At 62.8% G+C, this 22,444-nt stretch carries 18 protein-coding genes and 1 pseudogene; all 19 read right to left on the bottom strand.

Annotated features, from left to right (window positions below; translation table 11 throughout):
- Positions 1–69: 69 nt before the first annotated feature.
- The 19 genes and pseudogenes from P0R31_RS00630 to P0R31_RS00540 all read right to left on the bottom strand — a co-directional run bounded on the left by P0R31_RS00630 (position 70) and on the right by P0R31_RS00540 (position 22,181).
- Positions 70–516: a hypothetical protein gene (locus P0R31_RS00630; RefSeq protein WP_275512434.1), complete on the bottom strand. Its 447-nt coding sequence runs from the start codon at positions 514–516 to the stop codon at positions 70–72.
- Positions 517–563: 47 nt separating this feature from the next.
- Positions 564–2,030 carry a hypothetical protein gene (locus P0R31_RS00625; protein WP_275512433.1) on the bottom strand — a complete coding sequence of 489 codons (1,467 nt, stop codon included), beginning with the start codon at positions 2,028–2,030 and terminating at the stop codon, positions 564–566.
- Between the two features lie 306 nt (positions 2,031–2,336).
- Entirely contained in the window at positions 2,337–2,759 is a 423-nt protein-coding gene (locus tag P0R31_RS00620) for a hypothetical protein (protein WP_275512432.1), read from the bottom strand.
- 149 nt (positions 2,760–2,908) lie between these two features.
- Positions 2,909–3,244 carry a DUF3833 family protein gene (locus tag P0R31_RS00615; RefSeq protein ID WP_343299289.1) on the bottom strand — a complete coding sequence of 112 codons (336 nt, stop codon included), beginning with the start codon at positions 3,242–3,244 and terminating at the stop codon, positions 2,909–2,911.
- Positions 3,245–3,432: 188 nt separating this feature from the next.
- Positions 3,433–3,720 (bottom strand): annotated as a pseudogene (locus P0R31_RS00610) (3'-5' exonuclease); the annotation flags it as partial.
- Between the two features lie 136 nt (positions 3,721–3,856).
- Positions 3,857–5,254 carry a DUF6519 domain-containing protein gene (locus tag P0R31_RS00605; RefSeq protein ID WP_275512431.1) on the bottom strand — a complete coding sequence of 466 codons (1,398 nt, stop codon included), beginning with the start codon at positions 5,252–5,254 and terminating at the stop codon, positions 3,857–3,859.
- Between the two features lie 10 nt (positions 5,255–5,264).
- On the bottom strand, positions 5,265–7,478 hold the full coding sequence (locus tag P0R31_RS00600) for a hypothetical protein (protein WP_275512430.1): 2,214 nt from the start codon (positions 7,476–7,478) through the stop codon (positions 5,265–5,267).
- Positions 7,475–10,654, bottom strand: a complete 3,180-nt coding sequence (locus tag P0R31_RS00595) for a putative baseplate assembly protein (RefSeq protein ID WP_275512429.1) — start codon at positions 10,652–10,654, stop codon at positions 7,475–7,477. Before P0R31_RS00595 ends, P0R31_RS00600 begins: the two co-directional genes overlap by 4 nt.
- A complete protein-coding gene (locus tag P0R31_RS00590; protein ID WP_275512428.1) occupies positions 10,651–13,344 on the bottom strand; it encodes a putative baseplate assembly protein in 2,694 nt (897 codons plus the stop codon). The genes P0R31_RS00595 and P0R31_RS00590 overlap by 4 nt, the downstream gene beginning before the upstream one ends.
- A gap of 189 nt (positions 13,345–13,533) precedes the next feature.
- A complete protein-coding gene (locus P0R31_RS00585) occupies positions 13,534–13,890 on the bottom strand; it encodes a GPW/gp25 family protein (protein WP_275512427.1) in 357 nt (118 codons plus the stop codon).
- Positions 13,891–13,894: 4 nt separating this feature from the next.
- Positions 13,895–14,221, bottom strand: a complete 327-nt coding sequence (locus tag P0R31_RS00580) for a hypothetical protein (RefSeq protein ID WP_275512426.1) — start codon at positions 14,219–14,221, stop codon at positions 13,895–13,897.
- Between the two features lie 19 nt (positions 14,222–14,240).
- Positions 14,241–14,780: a phage baseplate assembly protein V gene (locus P0R31_RS00575; RefSeq protein ID WP_275512425.1), complete on the bottom strand. Its 540-nt coding sequence runs from the start codon at positions 14,778–14,780 to the stop codon at positions 14,241–14,243.
- Complete coding sequence (locus P0R31_RS00570; RefSeq protein WP_275512424.1) at positions 14,777–15,931, bottom strand: hypothetical protein; 1,155 nt, start codon at positions 15,929–15,931, stop codon at positions 14,777–14,779. The genes P0R31_RS00575 and P0R31_RS00570 overlap by 4 nt, the downstream gene beginning before the upstream one ends.
- Positions 15,931–16,281, bottom strand: coding sequence for a LysM domain-containing protein (locus tag P0R31_RS00565; protein WP_275512423.1), 351 nt, complete (start codon positions 16,279–16,281; stop codon positions 15,931–15,933). Before P0R31_RS00565 ends, P0R31_RS00570 begins: the two co-directional genes overlap by 1 nt.
- Complete coding sequence (locus P0R31_RS00560) at positions 16,278–16,931, bottom strand: hypothetical protein (RefSeq protein ID WP_275512422.1); 654 nt, start codon at positions 16,929–16,931, stop codon at positions 16,278–16,280. The genes P0R31_RS00565 and P0R31_RS00560 overlap by 4 nt, the downstream gene beginning before the upstream one ends.
- Positions 16,932–16,955: 24 nt before the next feature.
- The gene (locus P0R31_RS00555) at positions 16,956–18,674 is read right to left on the bottom strand and encodes an eCIS core domain-containing protein (RefSeq protein WP_275512421.1); all 1,719 of its coding nucleotides are present in this window, start codon (positions 18,672–18,674) and stop codon (positions 16,956–16,958) included.
- Positions 18,671–18,931, bottom strand: a complete 261-nt coding sequence (locus tag P0R31_RS00550; protein WP_275512420.1) for a hypothetical protein — start codon at positions 18,929–18,931, stop codon at positions 18,671–18,673. Before P0R31_RS00550 ends, P0R31_RS00555 begins: the two co-directional genes overlap by 4 nt.
- Positions 18,928–20,913: an ATP-binding protein gene (locus P0R31_RS00545; protein WP_275512419.1), complete on the bottom strand. Its 1,986-nt coding sequence runs from the start codon at positions 20,911–20,913 to the stop codon at positions 18,928–18,930. The genes P0R31_RS00550 and P0R31_RS00545 overlap by 4 nt, the downstream gene beginning before the upstream one ends.
- Positions 20,910–22,181 (bottom strand): DUF4255 domain-containing protein, encoded by a 1,272-nt coding sequence (locus tag P0R31_RS00540; RefSeq protein WP_275512418.1) that lies wholly within the window; start codon positions 22,179–22,181, stop codon positions 20,910–20,912. Before P0R31_RS00540 ends, P0R31_RS00545 begins: the two co-directional genes overlap by 4 nt.
- Positions 22,182–22,444: the final 263 nt, after the last annotated feature.

Genomic DNA, 22,444 nt, shown 5'->3' with positions numbered 1-22,444 from the left:
GGCGCCGAAAATGAAAAGGGCCGCCCCAAAGGACGGCCTCTTAGGATAATCTTCAACCAGACCAATTTCCTAAATTGGGGCCAGTATCCTGGCCCCGGTGATCACTTCTTGATTGTGACCACGATTTTGATGCTGATGAGCATCTCGTCTCCTTTCCGCCGCCGTGCACGACGGCTTATGTGGATTACAGCCAGCGCTGACCACGGGCGTCATCAAGCACAGCGTGAGGTTGTTCGCCAGAGGTATATATTCCCGGCGCCGCGGAACTAACTCAGCCCTGCTGGACAACAGACCTCGCAACAGCCGGTCCCTCGCCAACACTCCACTCCCGATAGCCAGCCGCACATCTGCGATGAACTCAGCCACGCTGGGCAGTTTGGTCCGGCCGACCACGGCCCACTTCGCGGCCTTGTAGATCGCGTACATCAGGAAGTCTTCCAGGTAGTGGCACCACTCCGCGACCTGCAGCGTCAGCTTGGCCTGGTCCTCAGTGTAGACGTTCATCACAGCGAACATCGAAGTGATCGCCTAATGCGGGGATTCATTTTTACGCGTGATTTTGTCTAGGCTTTCGAGCCTGACGGCTTGTTGTCGTTTCGGGCGTCGATGAGCACCACGTCTTTGTGATCGGTCAGCTTGAGCTTGCGCAAGATGGCATCGACACGAAGTTTTTCTTCCTCAGAGAAGTAGATGATGACTTTGATACCGTTCCTAGCGTCGCTGGCGGCCTGATAGATCGGTAGTTGCTTCTCTAGATTGCGTTCGAGACCAGTGTTCTTGGCAAGCTTCATTTCGATCAAGGTTTTATCCTTGGCACCGCGAGCGATTTTGTAATCGACCGGTCCTCGCCCATCGTTTGCCTCGGTCCCAACGTCTGAGGGGGAGCCAAACCAGACGAAACGGAAGATGATCTGGAGATCGCTCTCCCGCTGCACTGCCTTGCCCTTATGATAGAAAATCCGATGGCCTCCCTTGTTCTCGATAACGTCCTTCAGGTAGGCCAGACGCTGGTGAGCCTCTGCGTAAGTTGAATTTCCAGTTTTGTAGAAGGTCGTTTCTTGCGCGAGAGCAGCCTGCAACTCTTTCACCTGCGTCTCGAACGCCCGTTTGGTCTCGCTCACCTTCTCTGAACTGATGTCTTTGGCTTCCTCCCCTGAGTTTTCCTTCTTTCTGATGTAGTAATCGACCAGCTCAGGAAACTGCATGATCGTGCGGGCAGCGGCTTCATCTTTCTCGCGTTGCGTGATCGGCCGATCGCGGAGGCGAATGAGCTGGTTTTGGAAATAGTTGAACACTTGGCCGCGTAGTTCGGAGTCCGGAATGGCGACAGGAATGCTCTCGAAGTCGCGGATCATGTCGGTGCGGTTGATCCAATTTTCATCCCGCGTCAGCATGTCCTTTGGTGTGAGCAGAACGAAATCAGCGATCCACGGCAGATCGTAAACTCGACGCTCCCACGTTTCCGTTTCATAGTTGAATATGGCCTTGTTGACCGGGACCTTACGCCGGAGCGAAGCATTAATGTGCGCGACGGCGAAGCGCTCTGTATAGCGGCACAGGTAGTCTTTCAGCAGGTTGGTGGTGAAGTCACTGATCATGTCGCGACCCACACCGCTACGAACGAGGCAGACCTTTTCGATGTGGCTACTCCTCGTGATTTTCTCCTGCCCGAAATCAGCGAACAGCTTTTCGAGATTGACCTTCAGAGCTTCGGCGAAGTCCTTTCCTAGACCGCTACCTCCATTTCCCTGGAGCGAGAAGCCGAGCCAGTTCTGCTTCACTTCCGGAAACATGAACCAGGCTTTGACGAGGTCCGGATTGATCTTGTCTGCAACGACCTTGTCGCGGAGGAAGATCATGTACCGCAAGATTTCGCCATGAAGCTGTCGGTACTCGGGCTTGTCACTGTTGAACAGCAGAAAAGGGTCAATAAAAAGCGGGAGATCGTTGATGAGCGAGACATTGAAAGCCCCGTAGTCATCGACCGTATCAGCGGTGACCCTAAAGAATTCGTTGAAGAATGTCGCCATCGACAGCCCCGGACCGATTCGCGCTCCTGGTGCGGATAAGGCCCCACCTCAACTTTCTAGGGAACCAAGTTTCTCCTGTAATCCCCAACGATCACCATTTTCTGCCGCCCAACACACGGCCCGGCTTATAGTCAGGCTCTTTCGGGGCGTCCGACTGCGCTCGAGGCCCTCCATCTTGGCCAAGCGATCTCGGATGCTGATGACCAGGAAAAGACCGCCCGCAATCCGGACCCCACGAGGGACGAGCTGCCACGTGCACGTGTCGCGAGCGATCGACCGCTTATTCAGTGCCGACCTCAACCCGCTTCAGGACGCGCTCGCCCTCGCCCGTTCGCGGGCTTCGCGGCGGCGCTCTCGGCGCTCGCGCCGGCGCTTGGCCCGGTCGGCTGGCTGCGGGAGCGGGGGACGCGGAGCAATCTCGAATACCGGCTGGGACGTCTCATTGGCGAGGGACGCGAGACTGGGCTCGCTTGGTGCCGGGCGGGCTTCCATGAAAGCCAATATGTCCCGCCCCTTGGACGTCAGTCTCCAGCCGCCGCTGATGCGCTCGACCAGCCCCTGCGAAAAGATGTCGAGGTCCGGCACCCGGCTGGCAAGACGCCTCGTCCGGTCGGCCCAATCGCGGCCGCTGGTCGCCAGGATGGCCATGTCGCGCTTGAGGTCGTCCATGACGGCAAAGCCGTCCGGATAGCTCACCAGGATCTTCAAAACCGTCACCTGGAAATTCACGCCCCCGCCCCCGCCCTGGATCAATCAGCGCCAGAAGATCCCCTCACGGGAAACGCTCACCGTACTCTGCTTCGGTGCCTTCGCGATTCAAAAATGTTAAGTTCGAGAAAGAAGCGCGCAGGCATGGCTGCAGCCCGCGTCGCCAAAACCTAAACCCTCCGATACGTCACATGCGCCGTCGCGAACGGGATGCCGGCGCGCCCGGCGGATCCGCGCACGATGCAGGCGCGGTCATCGATCGCGTAGAACCAATCATCGAAGTTCAGCTTGAACGACTTGCCATCGCCCTGGGGCGTGTCGCGCGTGTAGGTCCAATGGAAGGCACAACCGGCCTGCTCACCGGTGGCTTCGCCGTCCAGGCGATTTTCATGGCCGGTGTATTGGCCGTCGCCCAGCTTGTGAATGGTCCAGCGCAGCGTGTCGCTGTGGCCGTCATCGAAGGTGTAGGTTTCGGTCAGGACGACGGTGTCGGTGTCCGCGTCCAATTCGCCATGCGCCGCGATCGACGCGCGCTTCAGAAGCCCGCCGACGAGCTCTCGACCACCGCCCATCCTTCCAGGCGGCCGACGAAGAACTGCTCGGGCAGAAACAGCGGCGTGGTGCCGGCGAACGCATCAATGGCCATAGCGAATCCTCCGAACTCCCGCAGGAGCGTCGCGAAGCGTCTCGGACGCTAGGCCGCCTCAATGCGGCCGGAAAACCTTGTGAACGCCGTCAGCCTCTGCACGGTTGGCTCGACGTCCTGCATGTAGATTTGGCTGCGCAGGAACGCAATCTCGTCGTCGAGGGCGGTCTCGTCGACGTCTATGAACCAGGACTTGGGGCGCCCGTCGCTCCCGTCGTTCCAGCGATAGCCTCTGCGTGTCAGCAAGTCCTTGAGCTCGAACGCGGTCTGCTCCGCCCAGACCCGCATCGTCGGCTTGCGGGCGGTCTCCAGCAGGAGCACCAGCGCCGGCGAGCCGATCGGACATCCTGCGAGATGAGACACGGAACGATCGGTGCCTGCAAAAGGACGGAAAAGCCGCGTAACCGTCCGCCCATGGCCCGTCGGGCTGGATCACGTCCGCGGCGGCCTCGTCCATCACGGCCGCGCGACCTCAGAAAGCCACAGGTACGTTGAACTTGAGACGGCAATCGCCTCGTGTCTCGAGTACGCCAGCCGACCCAAACGATACGATGGCGAGTGGCGCATAGTGATGCTCGATGCCGTGTGGCGGAAGGGCCTTGGGGTGGCCGTGTTCCTGCGGCCACATCGCGCCAGCCGCGACGCGCGCCGGGATCAACCAATAATCGCCGGGCCGATAGACATTGGCAGGGTTTGACTTGTGGAATTGAATCCGCAGGCCGTTCTCCAGCGAGAGCCAGTTGTTATTGCCGTCCCCCTCTTTCAAGATCACGGCCCCATCGCGAAGCTCAAGGCCGCCTCGTTTGGAATCGCCCGCCTTGTGATCCCATCGCCGCAGTAGATGGGGCCGATTCGAAAGATTGCCATGTCGAGGTGAACCGTTCAGCGTGATCTGGCGGCGGGATATATCGACCTTTTGAATCTGCCACAGATGGCCCGGCGTCGCACCGTGCCCGGCCGCATCGTCGAGTTCGACCCAATCACCCGCGCGCAGGCCGAAGCGCATATCCCGGCCCCACGTATCGAGCGTGACGACATTGTCCTCGATCTCGGCAATCCGAAAGATCACCGACGCATTTTCGCGCGAAACTTTGAAGGTCGCCCCCGACGCGCCGCCGCCTGCCACGCCGCCATGGTGAATCTCCACACGGTAAAGATGATTGTGCGATCCGCGGTAGCCGGCTTCCTGATGCCGGTGATCGCGGTCGGCGCCCTCAGCCGTATCGGAAACGCGCACCTTGAGGCACCCCCGGTGCTCCGGCTGCCAAGCCTGGGTGATTCTTGACCAATGCTCCTTGACCTTGTTGCAATCGCCGCTGCCGTATACGCTCTTGTCCAGCTCCGCGATCCGAACGCGCCAAGCAACCTTGGCGCGCAGACTGGTATCTATTCCGTTGAGTGCCGGCTCGCCAATCGTTTCGTCCTCGATCGAGGTCACCGGTCTCTCCCAGACGTCGAGATAGACAAGGTAAGGCACGTTCCGCTTGGGCGCGAGCAGGCTCTCGCCATACCCCAGATGAGCGGAATAGGCCAGATAATGCCTGTTTTCGCACAGGATGCCGCCGACATAGTACCGTCCGGGGCTAAGCAGGAATTCACCCGGATCCTTGAAGAGCGCTCGCAACTCCTCCCGCTCGTGCGGCGACAGCGCATCGGCGGTTACCTCGCGCGTGATGACGCCGAAGCCGCATCGATCATACGGGCCGGCATAAGGTCCAACCAGATCGGTCAGCACAGTTCGCCAATAGTGCCAGAAGATAGCGACCTGCTCATTCAGATCGGCATCGAGCTGCGGGCGTCCCTGCTGCATCAGAACGCGTGTGAAGCCCTTTTCCGGTGCGAAACTGTCACGCGTAAAATCACCCGTCATGATACCCTCATCAGCTGGCAAAAACGATCCCGACCTCGGTTCCGGCCGGAACGTGGTCGGCAAGTCGCGTACGCAGGTTCGCCGCACGTTGGGCTTCGAATAGATCGTGGAATACGCCGAGCTCCGAGCGGTCCTCGGCGCCGCGCCTGATTTCCTCTGCGCAGTCCGTGGCCAAGCGGCCATAATCCGGCTCGCCAAAATGGACCGTCGCAAATCTGGGCGCGACGCGCAGCCGTTCCGCGTGCCGCAACGCCTGCCGTTCCGCGGGCGAAAGATGCTCCGCCTCCTGCGCGTTCTCTTGAAGAGCTTTTTCGGCGAGATCCGGCTGGCAATAGTATCGCGGCGGCGTACGCGAGTTTGGCGCCACGTAGCAGTAGCGCATGCAGCCCCATTGACGCCGCGCCACCCTGACGTGATCGGCGAAGATGGAGTTCTCAGCGAACGCGACCGCGTGGACATGGACGTGTCCCAGGAAGGTTACGCGCTTTGCGGCCAGCGTGACCGGCGCAACCGCGCCTTCATCTGCGCCAATCGCCGGCAGGTCATCGCTGGTCGCATCGACGATGCTGTCGCTGACATGCAGCGTGACCGGATCGACCGCGGCGTCCTCCTGTACGGCGTGAATGGCTCCGACGATGCTGCGCTCGATCCTGAGGCACGCCGAGACATTTGTCAGCGCAAGGCTCGGCTCGGTGCGGCGGCGAAGCCTGGCATCGCCCTGAATCGACCAACCTGGGACCAGGGTACAGTCCCTGATCGCGATTTCGTCGAAAGTACCGCGAAACTCCATACCGCGCCCGCTCACGAGCAGACCGTCGAGAATGAACCGGCTTCCCGGCTCGCCGTGAACCATGAAGGCGTCAGAGCGTCCCGCGCGCCGATCAAGCAGATTGATCACCGGACGCCTTCGATTGGCGCTTCGAATTTCGAGACTGCGCTTCGCACCGATCTCGATGTTGATCTCCTCCCCATAGACGCCATTGTCCACGACTTCGATGACAGCACGTTCCCACCCCTCCTCCTTCCAGACCTCGAGCGCGTGTGGGATGGTCTCATGCTCGGTGCCCTTGCCGACGCGGTAGATTCGCGCGCCGAACGGAACATCCGGCGTGCGTTGATATTCACCACCGCCGATGTCACAGCCGAACGCATAATAGTACGACACGATGACGTCCCGGGTGGGCGACTGCGTTGGCGGAAACGCCAAGCGGCCGAGCTCAGGATCGACGGCGACGTAACCGTGCGGCGGACGAAACCGCCAGTCGCTCAGATCTGCCGGGAGGATGCGCGATGCCGGCACGGGTGCGGCGTCGGAGTATCCCGCCCAGCCGGGCGCCCAGACGGCAACGCTTCTGCCCTCGCCGTAATTGTGTTCCGACGCTTCGATCCCCTCGACGCCGTCGATCGTTACGCGCCGCTCGAGCGCGCGACGCCGCAACGGCACCGGCAAATTTCTCTCGTCGGCGATGTCTTCGGGCTCGGGGTCGGTGACCGGCAGAGTGTAGAGCGGAGCATCGTTGCCGAGAATGCTGAACGTGTAGCAATGATCGCCGGCCTCTTCGAGGCAGTAGGCGATCGTTCGCGTCACAGGATAGATCGGCAGCCGCCAGACATAGACCGCGACGTTGGCCGCATTGTAGGCGCCCTGCGATCGATCGGAGCCGATGGTCCGCACTTCGACCCCATGGCGCACGGAATCGAAGGGGGTGCCGAGCAGCTCAAGCCGCTCCGTCGACCGGAGGTCAATCGTTCCCCCATGGCGCAGCCGCAGATGATCGATGGACTGGTTGTGCGCGAGCCGGCGACCCAGCTCGACGGCGCGCGCAGGCCAGCCCGCTACCGCCTCCGTCAATTGCTCGAGCAGCCACAGCGATCCCTTCCGGCGGCGCAGACGGACGGCATTGGCCACCTCACTCCGCGCCGAGAGAATCCTGCCGTTCGGCTGTGCGCCCACACCAACCACCGCTCCCGCCCCCGCCGGAGGCCGATATCCGATCAGATCGCCAATGTAGGGCACCACCCAGTCGTCGCAGGTCTCGATAAACCAGTTCTCGTAGAGCTGCGCGATGTCGCTCTCGATCAGATCGACCTGCTCGCCGATCAACCCGAGCAGCTGGCGCAGCGGCGCACCTACCTCTGCGTCCCGCTGTCGGTAGATCACCGGCAACAGCCTGTAGAGACGCTCGTTCAACGGCGGCTTGGGATGATCAATTGTCGTGTTCACTGGACGGCCTCCGAGAGGATCAGGGTGTCGGAGAGCTCCGCGCTCAGAAAAGCGAGCTGGGCGGGCAGCGGTTGCAGCGTTTCGGAATCGATCCGCACGGAGCGGACCTCAATCGAGGACGCCACCGGCGCGGTGCCCAGGCTGGCCAGCTTCTGCCGGAGGCTGCTGTCGAGGTTGGCATCCGATCCGCACATCGAGTCAAACATGCCCACATTCACGCCAGCGACCCCCGGGACGTCCTGAATGGCGGCCGTCATTTCACTCAATGCGATCGACTGGCCGAGCTCGCGCCGTTCATATCCGAAGCGTTCGATCAGGGCGGCGCGGATGTTCGGCTCGACATTGGCCCAGGTGCGGCTCGGTGCCACGGTGACCCTCGCAGCGACGATCAGGAGCATGAGCTCGCAGGTGTCGATCCTGAAGAGGATGCTGGGATCGCCAGCCCGCGCGAGCGCCTGCCGCAGATTGTCGTGTTGCGACACTTTGTTGTCCTGCCAGGTCGGACCTGCAACCGTCAGGTAGACGAAGGGCCGGCGGCCGGGCACGGCAATCGCAGCCGCCTTGCCCACCCCGCCGAACAGGCTGGCGAACGCCGCGTAGTCTTCGACAGAGACCAATCGATCCATCGCTACCGTGGCGCGCGGAATGTTCGATTTGCCCTGGTCGATGATGTCCCGATCGACGCCGCCGCTCGCTGACAACGGGCTTGCGACCGCCTTGACTCCGAACGGCCGCGTCGCGAGCTGGCTGATGGCCCCCGTTGAAACGTTGCCGTCGGAGCCGAGCCCGACTCGATAGGATGCCGTGACATTTTCCTGGCCGGTCGGCAGTCGCATGCCATTGACCCCGTCACCGAATATGACCGTCGTCTTGTCGACTTCGTCGGTTTGCGTGATGTAGCAGCGATCGAATGGGCCGGCATCGACGAAGGAATCGACCTTCGTCCAGGGGACGCCGTTGACCTGAACCTCGAGCGTCGACTTCGTTCCGCTTGGCGTCGAGGCGGGAAGGTGCGTGACTGGTCCTTGCCGCAAAGTGAACTGCTGCGTCGCCCGCGACGCGTCGCCGCTGCCCAGCACCTCGCGCTTGGTCTCTCCGTGAGTAACCGAGGCAACGTTGCCGTGGATCACGACGGTGTCGCGCTTGTAGCGGTAGCCGAGCGAGCTTGCGAGCTTGATCCGGGAATGAACGCGTTCACCCGGATAGGAGGCTGGATCGCCGTCCTTTGGAAGCAGCTCGACTCCCATGACGGTGACGAGTTCCGCACCTTTGATGCCGCGAGTTCCCTCGATGTCGGTGCGCTCACCCTCGACGATGAGCCGGCGGCCGGTTGGAAGCTCGCCATAGAATTCGGCGAGCTCGATTGTGTCGCCGGAGATCTCCTCCTCGATCGGCGCCTCCGCAAGCTCGAGCCTTTCGCTCTGCGCAAGCACGGACACCCCCCGCACGGCCGACAGCATCAAGGCGTCCTTGTCGAGCCAGTCGTCCTTCAGATGCAGACGCGTCACCCGCCCCGTAATGCCGTACTTCGCAACCGAGGCCTTTTCTACCTTGTCGACCTGCGTGATCACGGGCCGGCGTGGCTCCGGAAGATGGCGCGCCTCCCCGAAATCGATCACGATCCAGCTGCCGCGAACAATCTGGTCATAGGCCGCATCGAGATCGATCACGTTCCGCCGGGTGGGCTCTGCCGCCGCTTCGCGATCAATCGCCAGGGCATGCATCGTCGAGACGCGCAATCGTTCGCCGCCAGACGCGGTTTCGGCTGTGTGACCGATCGGCATTTCGAACGTCCGCCCGTTCGTATTCACGGTCAGGACCGCATTTTCTGCATCATGGCTGATCTTGCAAAACCAGGCGAATTCGTCGAACTCCAGGGTGAGGGTACGATTGCGATCATCGAACGTGGCGATAACCTGCCACCGGCCAACCTGGACCTTCGTGTCCCGGCTCGGCAGCTCGAAGGACATGTTCGCCGTTTCCGGTCCGCGTGCAATCTGCACCAGAACCGACTTGCGCGAGTCGTCGAACAGCTCCTCGATGTCAACGACGGCGCCCCTATCCCGCCTGCGCCGCGTCTTGGGCGAGATCACAATGCGGATCGCCACCGCGTCCGACAACGGCCACTCCTCGCTCCCGATGACGATACCGGTTTCATCGGTGACCGGCTTCGGTGGTGCGTTGTGTCCGAATGGAGCCGCCTTGACCCGAAATGCGTGAACCGAACCGCCTGGGGGCGGCGCCACCGTCGCGTGGCGCAAGGCATCGAAGAACTGCGTTCGCGCTTCGGGTCTCAACAGTCGAAGCATCAACGGCACGGCGCCTGAACCCGGCGCAAAAGCGAGCGGCAGGCGGTGATCGACATCAAGCGGGGCTGCCGGCAAGGCCGCCGGCGGTTTGGCGAGAGGTTCCAGCAACGCAACGAAATTGGTAATCCGCGACGCTGGCGGCACGGCATCGTCCGTGTTGGAGGGCTTCTCGTCCTCTTGGCTGAACAGGCCGATCTTGGTGCGTGCCTGCAGCGGTTCGGGCTCGATGGTCGCGACGGTTCTGACCATCTGGTCGCCGGCGATCACGAGCAGTGGATCGTTGGGCTTGAGATTTGTCGAGAGCCCGGCCGCATAGATCGTCCGCCCCCCTTTCGCATCCAGGATTTGCGGCCTCGTCAGACGCGGCGCCAGATTGTTCCAGGCCGCCCGTGCATCGAGGTTATCGGAGACCTCGAACATCTGGGGCAGTTGATCCTGCACAGGCAGGCTCTGAACCCGGCTGCCCACGGGAATCGTCGCAGCGCTATTCTGATCTAGCGTATATGCGACGTTCACCGTTGCCGAAACGCCGGGGCGCAGTGTTGCGCCCACGAGGGTCGCAAGCTCAAGCACCGAACGGCGCTCGACCGCCGTCCGCAGAAAGCCTTCGTTGGCGATGCGCTCCTGGTAGAAGGTCAGGACATCTGCGACCATCGCCCAGGCGTCGAGCAAAGCGATGGCAGGATCTTCAGGCTCGCGGGTCTTCAAGCCGGGCAAATCGAATTGAGAGAGTTCGGCCTTCATGGCCTCGACGAAGATCGCATAGTTTCCGATCCGGTAGTTCAACGCGCTGAGCCCGGGACGGTTGGCCGTCGGCATCGGCACTCGCGCCGCGGCCGTCGTGCAGCAGTCGCATGACTCGTTCATTGCGCACCTCGCACCGTGAGAACAAACCGGCCATTCTCGGGGGCTGCACTGTTGCCGCCGAGGCGGGCGATCTCAAGCGGGCCGATCGGCAGGACACCCTCGTGAACCTGCTCGTCGGGAACCTGGAAGCGGCGCTGCAGCCTGACGACGATGACGTTCTCCACACCTTCGACGGCTTGCGCTGCCGCAAGCAGCTTGCTGGCATAAATGCTGTCGCCGAAACTGAGATTGTCGGGGTGAAAGAAGCCGAGCCGCCCGTCGGACAACGTCCGGCCGGAGAAGATGCCGCGCAGCACCGTCTCGATATGCCCCGCGGCGAACCCGCTTCGTACGTGCACCGTCATGGCGACGTCGATCGGAACATAGGTCGGCGGGACCACGATCACGTCGTGCCCGATGCGCCGGTAGCGGAACAGGTAAGCTCGGATTTGCCGAAGCAGCTCCGGATCCACCTGCTCCGTTCCGCGTGGATCGATCGCGACATGCGCCTCGTACCGCGTTCCGGTCCACTGCAACTCGGCCGCGGCACGCTGGACCCTTGGGTTACGTTCGGCGAGGCGAGCGTAATCGTCCCCGCTGACGGCGCGGACGAGCCCGCCCTGAAAGGCCTTGGGGGCCAGCAGCTTCACCTTCTCGATCGGCTCGGGATCGGTCCCCCCCATCGACGGCAGCGGATTGCGCGCACTGATCGTAGCCTCGTGCAGGGTCGCCGAACTCGTGACGATTTGCGTGATGGAGTCGGCCCCCACGTTTCCGCTCGCGCCGATGCCCACCCGATATGTTGCCGTGAACTTTTCCCCGACCTCCGGCGCCTGGCCGTTCTTTCCGTCGCCGAAGCGCAGGTGCGCTACACCTTCATTGTCAATCTCGACCACGAAGTGAAGGTCGATATTGCGGCTCGCAAGCAGGTCGCGCTGCGGTGTCCAGACCCGCAGCAGCGACTTGAGCTTGTCCGTCAGCGCTCCGGCCGACTTCCCGGGGGTCGCCGGATCATCCGCCGTTCGTGCCGGTTCCTCGGGAGCGAACGACAGCCGGTCGCGAAAATTGCGCCAGGCCAGCTCCTTTTCCTTATCCGGCAGAGTCTTGTCCGAGCGACTCGGATCCGGCTGGTCCTGGTCCAGCTGTGCAGCAAGCTGCGCTGGATGCTGCAGATCTGCGAAGTCGAAAAGCGGGGCCGTCCCGTCGAGCCGCGGAGCAATGCTGTAGACGACGAGCTGCGGGACCGCCAATCTGGGATTCTGCAACAATTGCTTCATGGTGGCGCCCGGATCGAGCTTCGGATCGCGGAACGTCAGCGGCCCCGCCTGCAGCGGCGGCCGGAACTTCTTCCCGGGCACCGGCGTGGACAAATCCTCCCAGACGATCCGGCTGCCTTGCCTCGTCCAGTTGCCGTGATCGGCAAGAATGATGTTGCCGCGGGCAACGCTGAAATCATCGCCGGCCGCAGGCTCCATTGCGCTCGACAGCCGAAGCGCAAACGGAAGCGCATCCTCCGGGGCCCAGGCAATCTCCAGCACCGGCTGGCCGAATAGCGGGTCGAGGTTCTGCCTGGCTTCGGTCAGCTTCACGAAATGGCGACGGGCGGGATTTGCATCGGAGGCAAGTCCGGTTTGCGGTCCCCTGATTTCCTCGAACAGGAGAATGTCGCCCGGCCGCAGATTGAGCACGCGCTCAGCTACATATGCAGGTGGCGGCGGCTCCTTTGGCGGCGCACTCTTTGCCGCGTATGCGGCCGACGATTTGGCCGATCGCTTGCGCGAACTGGGCATCTCCTGCGCCTGCGGCTTCGGCTCGGTGTATTTGGACTCGGTCTTGGCTTCGGTGTAACCGGGTCCGGGAGTTTCTGCCGCGACCGTAGCCTTCCCGTCAACCAGCGTCGCGGACGTGGCACCCGCCGGCAGGCAGCAATCGCGATCTCCCCAGGTGTAAAACGAAATGCTGTTGTGAGCGGCGTAGAGCTGGATTGGCCGCTCGGCCATGGGTTCGAATATCACGGGCTTGTCAGTTGGCCCGAACGAGAGCTTCTCAAGCAGAAGCGGGCCTCCCTCGGCAGGTTGAGGTCCGTTGTAGCCGGCTACGAAGAGGATGGAGGCAGGATCCTCGATGGTGACATCCTGAGAACCGGTATCGACGAAGACAAATGCGCGCGCGTTGCAGCCTTCATGCATGGCAAAGTCGACCAGCCGGGCGTGACGCCGTACCGAAATGCGCTGGCGCGCGGTGCCAAGATAGGCTTCGGTTGCGACCGCATCCTGATAGTAACTGAGGTGGTCGGCCACATAGGCGAGGACTTCAACCAGTGTGATGCCGACGTCGGGCACGTGCTGCTCCTGCCATGCGGGAACTGTCACCGCGAGGCGGTCCAGCATCAACTGGCGGAAGGAGCCGTAGTCCCTGGCGAGATAGTTGATCTCGGGCAGCGGCAGGACCGCATTCGAAGCGGCCGGCGGCTGCTTGCAGTCGATATCCGAGACCTCGTCCAGTCGGAAACTGAAATTGGCTCCCGCATAGCGCGGATCGATCCCGGGCAGGACCTCGTCCGTCGGCTCACCGTCGGCATCGAGGTCAACCAGGCTCAAGGAATAGGTCGACCCGTCGCCCGCACGGTCGATCGCGACCTCCATGCTGTTGTCGCCGCCGGCATCCTCGGAACCACGCAGTCGAACGCCAGTCACCTTGATGTCGCGCACCCGCGCGCCGCCGGTAATCCTGACATTTGCCGGAACGATCGGCCTTCCGATCCGGGTCAGGAAAAATACCGTCAAGGTCAACCGGTCATCGCTGACCTCGATATAGTCAATGCCGCTGAAACTGCTGCTGCGGATTTTCCGACGGCGTTGCGGCTCGCGGCAGATTTCGGGGGGACTTGATGCCATGGCCTACACCGTCCTAGTGATCTGCACGACCTCGGTCTTGCCGGTCTGGCGCCTGGCGTACTGAATCGCGATCGTCAGCGTCGAATCATTGCTCGTGACTTGCAGGTCCTGAAGCTCGATCACGTCGCCGAGCCAGCGCTGCAGCGCGCCACGCATGGAAAATTGCAGTGCCGCTGCCATCTCCGGACTGTTGGGCGCGAATACCAGCTGCAGCAGCCCGCTGCCGAAATCGGGACGGTTGATGCGCTCACCGGAATTGGTGAACAGCAATTGCTCGATCATGTCGCGGACATGGGTATCGTCATCCGCCGCGGCGGTGCGACCATGGCTGTCGAAGCGGAACGGAAAAGCGATGTTCATGGCTTCACGTCCCGAATACGCGGCCCTGGTTGGCCGAAATAATCAAGGGCGTGCCGGTCGGCACGCACAGCGCCTGACTGTCCTGCAGAAGCACAGGCACTCCATTTGCGAATACCCTCTTGGCCGCGTTGAACCAGGTCGGCGCTGTCGCGCAGGGACCGTTGGCGGCCGGAGGCGGCGGCAGCGTGCAGAGCGTAACGACATAGGGTGACGTCTGCAGGGCCACCGGCGCGCCCATCACCAGGACGTTGGGGGCGGTCATGGTCGGCTTCGCAGGCCCCTGATGCGTGCAGGTGACGGTTGTCGAGAGATTGACCAGAAAACCAGGCACTGTTCCTACTCCGGTGCGACTACTTCACGACGAGAGCCAGTTCATTGATGGCAACGACGCCGGCGATGATGCTGATCGATCCGCCCTTGCCGTCGGTCATCATGATGCCGGCCGGCGAGATGGTGATGCGCGGCGAGGTCGGCAGCAGCGGCGGACCGCAAGAAAGGGTGATTCCAGTTGCAGGATTTCCGCTCACCAGGATGGTGTTCTGCGCGACCGTCTGCACCACGACGTCGGGAGGCACGATGGGGTTGCTCTGGGGCGGCGGAGTTACCGGCGCTTCCGTGGTCGAACCCCAGAAGCAACCGGTCCAGATCGGCTTGTTGGGATCGCCATGCTCGAACTCGACCCACACGTTGGTGCCGACCGCCGGGATCACATGAACGCCACTCTTGACGCCCGCGTTCGGCAGACAGGGCAGCGCCCAAGTGGTCGGTACCGTCCCCAGCACGTCCGGCACCATCACCTGGATCCGGCCCTTCAACTCGGGATCGGCATTCATCTCGACGACGCCACGATACTTCCCGAAAAAGCGCTTCTTAGTCCTGGCACGCATCATGGGATCACCCTCGGGGCAATCGAGATTAGCCCTTCGCGCGCAAGGCTAAAGTTTTGCTTGTATTCGCCTCGCTTGATGCTGTGGGTGACACTGCTGACATAATACAGGCCGTCATAGGCGGTCCCCGCCCCCCTGACCCCGACAAGTTGCCGCGCCTTGAGCGGACGGCCGTAGCGCAGCACATCGAGCGAGCCCGAGCCGGTGATCGCGTCGGGCTTCGCCGACGCGGCAATGCCGAGCAGCGCCGCGGGGATCGGGTCGAGGTCTGCGACATCCTCCAACTGAGTCATGCGCATCGCCGGGGCCGGTCGCAACGCCAGCGGCGGACGCAGGATGCTGACATCGGGAATCGGAATCGGGATCGGAATCTTTCCGGTGATCGGGTCCATGATGGTGATCACCGGCTGCTCCCGTGCCATGCCGTCATAGGTAAAATTGAGGGACTCGACGTTCGTCTCCGCGTCCATGTCGACGTTGAGCGCCGGCTGCGGGACGCCGATCCTGATCTCCGGCCCGAAATAGCCGACGTTGGTCCCAGGCACCGGGCCCGGATCGATGTAGAAGACGTAGCCAACGTCCTCGGCCGCGCTCTTGAGGAAATTGAGATCGCTGTCGAACGATGTCTTGGTGGGCCACCCGTCCGTAACCAGGGGAACGTCGACCTGCAGCGGCGGCACGACCAGCGGAATGATGCCGTAGGTAGCATATTTGAGCAGCAAGAGTTCGACGATCCCGACCGTGGGCAGGCTGGGAAACGGGATCGCGACCTCCAGCAGGCCGCCGATCACCCCGCCATTGCCGAGATCCATCATCAGGCTGATGTCCTGGCCGGTCACGGACAGCGTAGACTGCCCGGGCTCGTTGCTCGGCGTCACCGTGTGCTGGGTGATGATGCCGTCCATCAGAACGGTGGGCAGGCTGTTCACCGTCACGACGAGAATCACGCGGATGCCGGGATCGAACGCGCCGACCGGCAGCAGCAGGGTGTTGAGCGGCGATTTCTTGCTCATCGCAAATGTCAGCTGGAAGCCGCTGGCCTGGCCGGCGCTGATCGTCACCTGCGCGCTCGTCAGCGCGTCAATGACCGGCTGCGGCGCCGGCACCGGCACCGTCGGCCCCATCAGAAGCGTGAGGTAGAATCCCTTCAGCATTAGCGTTGCGGTATTCCGTGCGGCAGCGTGATGCGCAGGTGCCGGCCGATGGTTTCCGTCAATTCGTTCGGACGCATTGCGTTGTTGGCGTCGCATAGCCGCCAGAAGGCTTCCGGATCGCCGAGAAATTGTGCGGCGATGTTGTCGAGCCGCTCGCCCTGCACCACCCTGTGCATCTGCAGCAGCGCGAACTGATCGGCCTGCGGCAGGAAGCGGCGGGTGAGGTAGACGACGGTCAGGCCGTCCCGGGTCTGCAGGGACGTCGTGGCCAGACCGAAATAGCGGCTTGCGGGCCCGAACGGCGTTCCTTGCGCGCTCGCCGGGGCAATCTGGTTCGACATGGCTTTCATGGAATGCCCCTCAGGCCGAGCGCGCCGAGCACGCCCTGCGCGCCCACGCGGGCCAATTGTTCTTTCTGCTGCAGATAGGCCATGAACAGGTTGCCTCCCTTGTGGGCGAAGCCGAGATCGCCGACGGTGAGCACGCGCATGCCGAGGCTGACCTTGGCGCGGATCGGATTGAGATTGGGATCGAAGGCTTCCTCGGTGATGCTGAAGTCGGTCAACCGCACCGGCAGCACGCGGGCCTGACTCCAGACGAACAGTGCAAGCGGCGCTTCCATCGGCGCAATCTCGAGCACGCCGCGCCGCGACTGACTGTTGTTGTCGTTGAGCTGCGCGCTAGTCGGGTAGATCATCACCTCGAGCGCGGCGAGCTGCGGGAAGATACCGAGCCGGCCGACGATCGGAGCCGCCGTCTCGAGCTGGTCGGTGGCGTCGATCTCGGCCTCGAGCTTGATGGTCTCGAGCGGCGGCGATTTGAGCCGCAGCGCCTCGAGGCGGTCGCCCGGCTCCGGCCCGATGCCCTGAGGCTGCAGGGTGCGGCTCAACGTGTCGGGATTGTACTGCAGCACCACGATCTGCACCGGCACGCCGGAATCCGGATTGAGCAGCACGATGCCGCCCTTGAGCAATTTCGGTGAGCCGGGGAAGGAGGTCATGGCGATGGCTCAGCTCCGGATTGATTAACGACCCAACGAAGGTGCAAGCGGACGCAACGAATCCGCTATTCGCAACATTGCAGCAAGAATCGCCAGAACGACGGGATCCTTCGCGATTGCAGTGCCGAGAGAGGCAACGTCAGAAAGGACGGCGCCAGCCACGATAGCGGCAACGGCGAGTTCGATGTTGTCGAGAACGCTTGGGTTCTCTTTGAGGAACTTCGTGACCGACTGCTCGATGCTTGCGCCACTGGCAATCACGTCCTTAATGAACTCGAGAATCTTGTCGACGGTCGACCTCGCGGCAACGGGCAGTTCTTCCTGTCCAGGTTTGCCTTCCGGTGCTTTCCCTCCGGGTAATGGAATGACCTTGCCTCCTTCCTCTGGCTTTGGTCCCGTGGAAGGACCAGGCGCGGGCTTTGGCGTCGCTGATGGACCTTGAAGCGATTCCGGACGCGGGGCGATTTGCGGAGATTGTTGGCGCTGGGATTCGGTGTTTGGAACGCGTGCTCGCTCCGCCGCTCGGCTCCCTTCGGGAAGACGGTGGGCGCGCAATGCATATGCCAGCACGCCCGATTGACACCACCTCAGGACGATTTCGATCACGTTCGTTGGCGTCGGAAAGAACAGCGACGACACTGGAAATGTCCGAGGCAGCATCGGTGCGACAACCTTGATACCGTTCTTTGCTCTCCATGCCGCTTGGGCTGAGTCGGACGCATTTCCTTGGTCAATGTAGCGCGTGGCGACCTGCGTTTCGCCTTCGAGCAATTGATTCCAGTTTGCCGGCTTTATTTCGGCAACCTGGAGAACTCCTGCGGCATTCAGCGCGGCCAGATCGGGCGTGCCTTTTCCGGCTTGTGGACTGGTGCCGCCAATCTTCTCCGGCTTCACCGTTTTCCCTCCGCCGGTGCGTTGCGGATTTGCCGACGCCCCCGGAATGAATATCCTGATTGCTCCCGGTACGGTCGCCATGAAAATCGCGAGCACGGCCCTATGGATGAAGGTGCCAGCGGCAGGCGGCACGGGCGGGCCGGGACTATTGAGCAAGTCTTGGCATCCTGTAACGTCACGCCGCAGCACGCTTCGCGATGACGAAGACGGGCGGAGTGCTCCACTCGATGAGGCAGAGACCCGAGCCTCCGCAGAGCGGGCGCCAGAAGCCGGTACGGCTCCTTGCTGCACCACGTGAGCCAGTTCATGTGCAAGAAGCCATCGGCCGCCAAAACTTGCCGGTGCAAATTGTCCCAATCCAAAGACAATATGGTTTTCGACGGCGTAAGCCCTCGCGCCTACTTCCCGTGCCGATTGCGCGCTCGCTTCGTCTGTATGTACGCGCACCATCGAGAAATCGTAGCCAAAACTGCGCTCCATGTCGCGCCGCAACTCCGCGTTTAGCGGCACGCCCGGACCGGACAGCACACGATCGACGATGGGAGGCACAACTTCCCCATCGTGTGCGGGCATACCGGCGGAGCGCTGGAAGCCCTGCGTTTGGCCTGCGAAGCTCGGACCTGATGTACCGACAACTCGATCCGCTGCGCGATCCGCCTCATGTTCCAGCGGATCGCTGCTTGACCCGATCGTCAGCTTGCGCTGCAAATTGAACCGCTTCCTGGCGCACTCGTCGCAACTGGTGCCACCGGCGTGAGTACCGCAAGCGCACTTTCGTTGAAGAACACGGCCCGTCGCCGGTGCCATCGCGCTCTGCTTCTGTGCAGTGGCAAGAGTACGTCCGCTCATTGTTTCCCCATCCCTGAGAACATCGACTGCGCGATTCCGCTGCCGATCTGGGCAGGCGTCGCGTCGCGTCTCACCCTTATCGGCGCGGCATCGATGCGCGGCAGCGCGCCGCCCGCGCCGATCCCGCCGTTGATGCCGCTTTCCGACAGCAGGCGGCCAAGCTCGGCTTCGAGCGACGCCTTGAGCTGCGCTCTGTCTTGCCCATTCAATTGCAACCCATCGAGCACCAGGCGTTCGATATGCAGGCGGATGTTCATGCCATGGCCTCTTTGGATTCGAGCCAGCGAAAGTCGGTCTCATTGACCGGGCGATCGAGCTTCACGAATTCCGCGCGCGCGGCGGCGAGCGCGAGCGGCATCGTCACCGGGGATCCTGCCTGGGCGCCGAGGAAAGCTGCGTTCAGCGCGGCATTGTGAATGCTGCCGCCGGTCAGGTTGAGGCGCGCCAGACGGTCGTAGTCGAGTGCGCGCACGGGGGTTTGCGGCGGGAACGCCTTCTGCCATATGCCCCGCCGCTGCACGACGCCGGGGAACGGGAAATTGACGATGAAACGCAGCCGCCGCGTAAAGGCGTTGTCGAGCGAGCTGCGCATGTTGGTGGCGAGGATCGCAAGCCCGCGGTAGGCTTCCATGCGCTGCAGCAGGTAGTTGATCTCGATATTGGCGTAGCGGTCGTGACTGTCCTTGACCTCGCTGCGCTTGCCGAACAGCGCGTCGGCCTCGTCGAAGAACAGGATCGCGCCGCCATCCTCGGCGGCATCGAACAGCCGGCGCAAATTCTTCTCGGTCTCACCGATATACTTGCTGACCACAGCCGACAGATCGATACGATAGAGATTCAGCCGCAACGCGTTGGCGATGACCTCGGCGGCCATGGTCTTTCCGGTCCCGCTGTCGCCGGCAAACAGCGCGCTGATGCCGAGCCCGCGGTTCGCCCTCGCGCCAAAGCCCCATTCGCCATACACCTTGCCGCGCTGGTTGACCTGCGCAGCGATCTGGTGAAGCAGACCGGTTTGTTCCGCAGGCAGGACGATGTCGTCGAAGGACGCCTTCGGCTCGATGCGGTGAGCCAGTGCGTCCAGCATCGGCCGCACCCGCGCGCGGCAAGCGTCCCACAGCCGGTCGCGCAACGGGGCGTTTCCGGAGCCCTGCCTCGCGTTCGCGAGCGCCGCGATCCTGGTGATATCGCCGATATTGAGATTGAACTGACTGGCCAGTGTCGCTGGTCCCTGCGCATCAGCCACGCCGCAGATCCGCTGCCACGCCGCCCGCTGCTCGTCCATCGTCGGCTTGAGGATGTCGACCGTGCCGCAGTCGCGCGGCAGTCGCGGCCACGGCTCGCGCACGGACAGCATCACGAACCCTGCGCAGCGGGCCAGGAATCGGCGGATCGTCGCGGCATGCGCATCCGAAGCGTCGATTTCCTGCGCGTCGATCCAGAGCACGACCGGCAACAGCAGGCTCTCGCGCTGCCACAACCTGCCCAGCATCTCCAATTCCGCCGGCTGCGCCGGCAGCGCGTCGGCCGGCAAGCGATAGAGCTGCCGCTGCAGCTGCGCGGCAGCATCGAGCGCAACGAGCTCCTTGCTGGCGGCGTCGGCTCCCAGCAGCTGAACGATCGGCGGCGGCGCCGTGGCGGCGGCAAGCCGCCAATGTGCCGTGACTTGCCGGGCGAGTTGGGCCTGCGAAGGCGGCATTTCGGCCGCGGGCTGATCGGGCCCGACGGCGGCGACGTAGGGCGCCAGCCGATCGTCGAGATAATTAAGGCCCTTGACATAGTTGACGATGCGCTCGTCGGCCCGCAACGCACTGACCGTCAGTGCCTGGGCTCCGGGCTGATTGATCTCTATCAGCTTGAAATAGCGCAGCGGTCGCTCCGCGGACAGCGCATCCCAGGTCGGATCGTCGAGCAGCGACAGGGCAAGTGCGAATGTCGGCGCGATGCGGCCGGGATCGCCCTGCGCCTTGGCGAACAGGGAAGGAAATGCGCTGTCGTATTCCGCAGCAGCGCAGAGCAGCAATAGATCGCGCTCGAAAGGCGAAAGGCCGAGCGCTCGTTCGAGCAGCAGCAACGCCGGCAGGCCGCCCTCGCCTGATTTGGCGGCCGGCGTAGCCGGGCCCGCGTCCTGTGCTTTCGACTTTTCTCCGCTCGCAAGCCGTTCAAGCCGCTGCTTCAACCGCTTCAGGGCGGCCGCGAGATGGCGCGAATTAAGCGCCTCCCATTTTGCCGCCTCGCTCATGTGAGCTTTGCCTTCTGCTTGTCCATGAAGATCGGCGGCGACTTTGAATAATCGACCAGCTGGCTGTCGACACCGTCAACGCGCAAGCGGATCCAGAACTCTCCGGCAACCGCGTCGGTGACCACGAACGCGAGCTGGCCGGTCTGTGCGGTTCGCGGCACTGCCGGGATCTCGCGGCTGCCGAGCAGCAGCGAAACGCGCTGGTCGGGACGGACCTGCGGCACACAGTTCAACGAAATCGTCGCGGTGCCCTGCACGATCTGCACGGGCACCGGCAGGTCCGACGTGATCCGCGGGGCGACGGACAGCGGCATCTCGTTGCTGGTGTGGACGGACGGCGGGATCTCGTTTCCTGCCGGGCCAGTTTGCTCCGGATTGCGGACAATCACCGCAATCGTGTAGAGGCCTGCAGGCAAATTCGCCGGCTCAGCGGGCAAATTGACGCTCACATTGGAATCGCTCGACACATCATCAGCCGGCATCTCGGCCGGAAACTCGATCGGTTCGGCCAGTCGCGGGCTGGCAAACTTCACCGTCACACGGTCCCCGGACAGATTGCGGCCGCCAAGCTTGATCTCATCCCCCGGCAGTGCCGCCGGTTGCTTGTTCGGCAGCTCCACCCTGTCGATGGTCGGAAACGGCGAGAGCGCGCTGGCAAGCGCCGAGATACCGCGGTCGGACTGCCCACGCGTGAGAACCGGAAGCGGCGTCACGGTGGGCCGCGTGCTGTCGATCATAACGACGGCGGCCTCGTAGGCCACCGACAGCTGATAATGGGTCTGGAAGCCCGGCCACATCTTTCCGATCTCCTCGATCGAGAGCGGGTGCAGCGTGAAACGCACACGTTCCGTCTGATTCCAAAGATCGTTGCCCGGGAGCGCAGCCTTGATCTCGTCGGCGCCAAGCAGCGGATGATCGTGCAGCGTGCTCATGGCGCGGCCGAGCAGCTGGTGGCTGAACGGACGCTGCGCGTCGTTGTCGCGGCCGAACACCGTGATCAAATAATGCAGATTGAGTCCGAGAACCGGAACGCCGAACTCCCCGGGCCGTACCGTCGCCGGAGACGGCATGTTGGACCAGCTTCCGCTCGGTCGCACACTATAGAGGAAGATGTTGATCTGGTTGGCACTGTTGCCATTGATGCGCGCCAGATGCGGTGCCTGCATGGTGACCGTGGTGTCGACCAGATCGGGGTCGGTCGTCACGCCCATGGTAAGCAGGTTGCGAATGGTCGCGGTAACGGCGGCGATAGCTGCAGGATTGCTCATTGGCCGCTCCGCCCGGAACGTTGACGCAGATAGTCGTCGAGACTGGTTGCACCGGTTGACGGCCGTGCTCTTTGCCTTGGCTCGGCTGACATCGAGGCCCGCACCTCAACCCTCCCAATCGACACATGAACCACCGGCTGTGCAGCCGACGAGCGCTCGTCGTACGGAGCCTCGTTTCGAATGGGCCGGTCCTGGCGCGCAGACGGCGCAGCCTGCGGCCATCTTTGGCCCGTGTCCGATCTGTTTCGACGGGGTGACGTCGC

Source organism: Bradyrhizobium yuanmingense (assembly GCF_029167105.1).
GTDB lineage: Bacteria > Pseudomonadota > Alphaproteobacteria > Rhizobiales > Xanthobacteraceae > Bradyrhizobium > Bradyrhizobium yuanmingense_A.
Note: the sequence above shows the minus strand (reverse complement) of the source record. Positions and strands in the feature narration are given on the sequence as shown.

Coding starts and splice junctions, on each gene's coding strand:
- P0R31_RS00575 (WP_275512425.1), bottom strand. CDS start 14,780: ATGATGCGTGCCAGGACTAAGAAGCGCTTTTTCGGGAAGTATCGTGGC.
- P0R31_RS00550 (WP_275512420.1), bottom strand. CDS start 18,931: ATGAACATCCGCCTGCATATCGAACGCCTGGTGCTCGATGGGTTGCAA.
- P0R31_RS00605 (WP_275512431.1), bottom strand. CDS start 5,254: ATGACGGGTGATTTTACGCGTGACAGTTTCGCACCGGAAAAGGGCTTC.
- P0R31_RS00545 (WP_275512419.1), bottom strand. CDS start 20,913: ATGAGCGAGGCGGCAAAATGGGAGGCGCTTAATTCGCGCCATCTCGCG.
- P0R31_RS00585 (WP_275512427.1), bottom strand. CDS start 13,890: ATGAACATCGCTTTTCCGTTCCGCTTCGACAGCCATGGTCGCACCGCC.
- P0R31_RS00570 (WP_275512424.1), bottom strand. CDS start 15,931: ATGCTGAAGGGATTCTACCTCACGCTTCTGATGGGGCCGACGGTGCCG.
- P0R31_RS00595 (WP_275512429.1), bottom strand. CDS start 10,654: ATGAACGAGTCATGCGACTGCTGCACGACGGCCGCGGCGCGAGTGCCG.
- P0R31_RS00555 (WP_275512421.1), bottom strand. CDS start 18,674: ATGAGCGGACGTACTCTTGCCACTGCACAGAAGCAGAGCGCGATGGCA.
- P0R31_RS00625 (WP_275512433.1), bottom strand. CDS start 2,030: ATGGCGACATTCTTCAACGAATTCTTTAGGGTCACCGCTGATACGGTC.
- P0R31_RS00540 (WP_275512418.1), bottom strand. CDS start 22,181: ATGAGCAATCCTGCAGCTATCGCCGCCGTTACCGCGACCATTCGCAAC.
- P0R31_RS00565 (WP_275512423.1), bottom strand. CDS start 16,281: ATGAAAGCCATGTCGAACCAGATTGCCCCGGCGAGCGCGCAAGGAACG.
- P0R31_RS00560 (WP_275512422.1), bottom strand. CDS start 16,931: ATGACCTCCTTCCCCGGCTCACCGAAATTGCTCAAGGGCGGCATCGTG.
- P0R31_RS00630 (WP_275512434.1), bottom strand. CDS start 516: ATGTTCGCTGTGATGAACGTCTACACTGAGGACCAGGCCAAGCTGACG.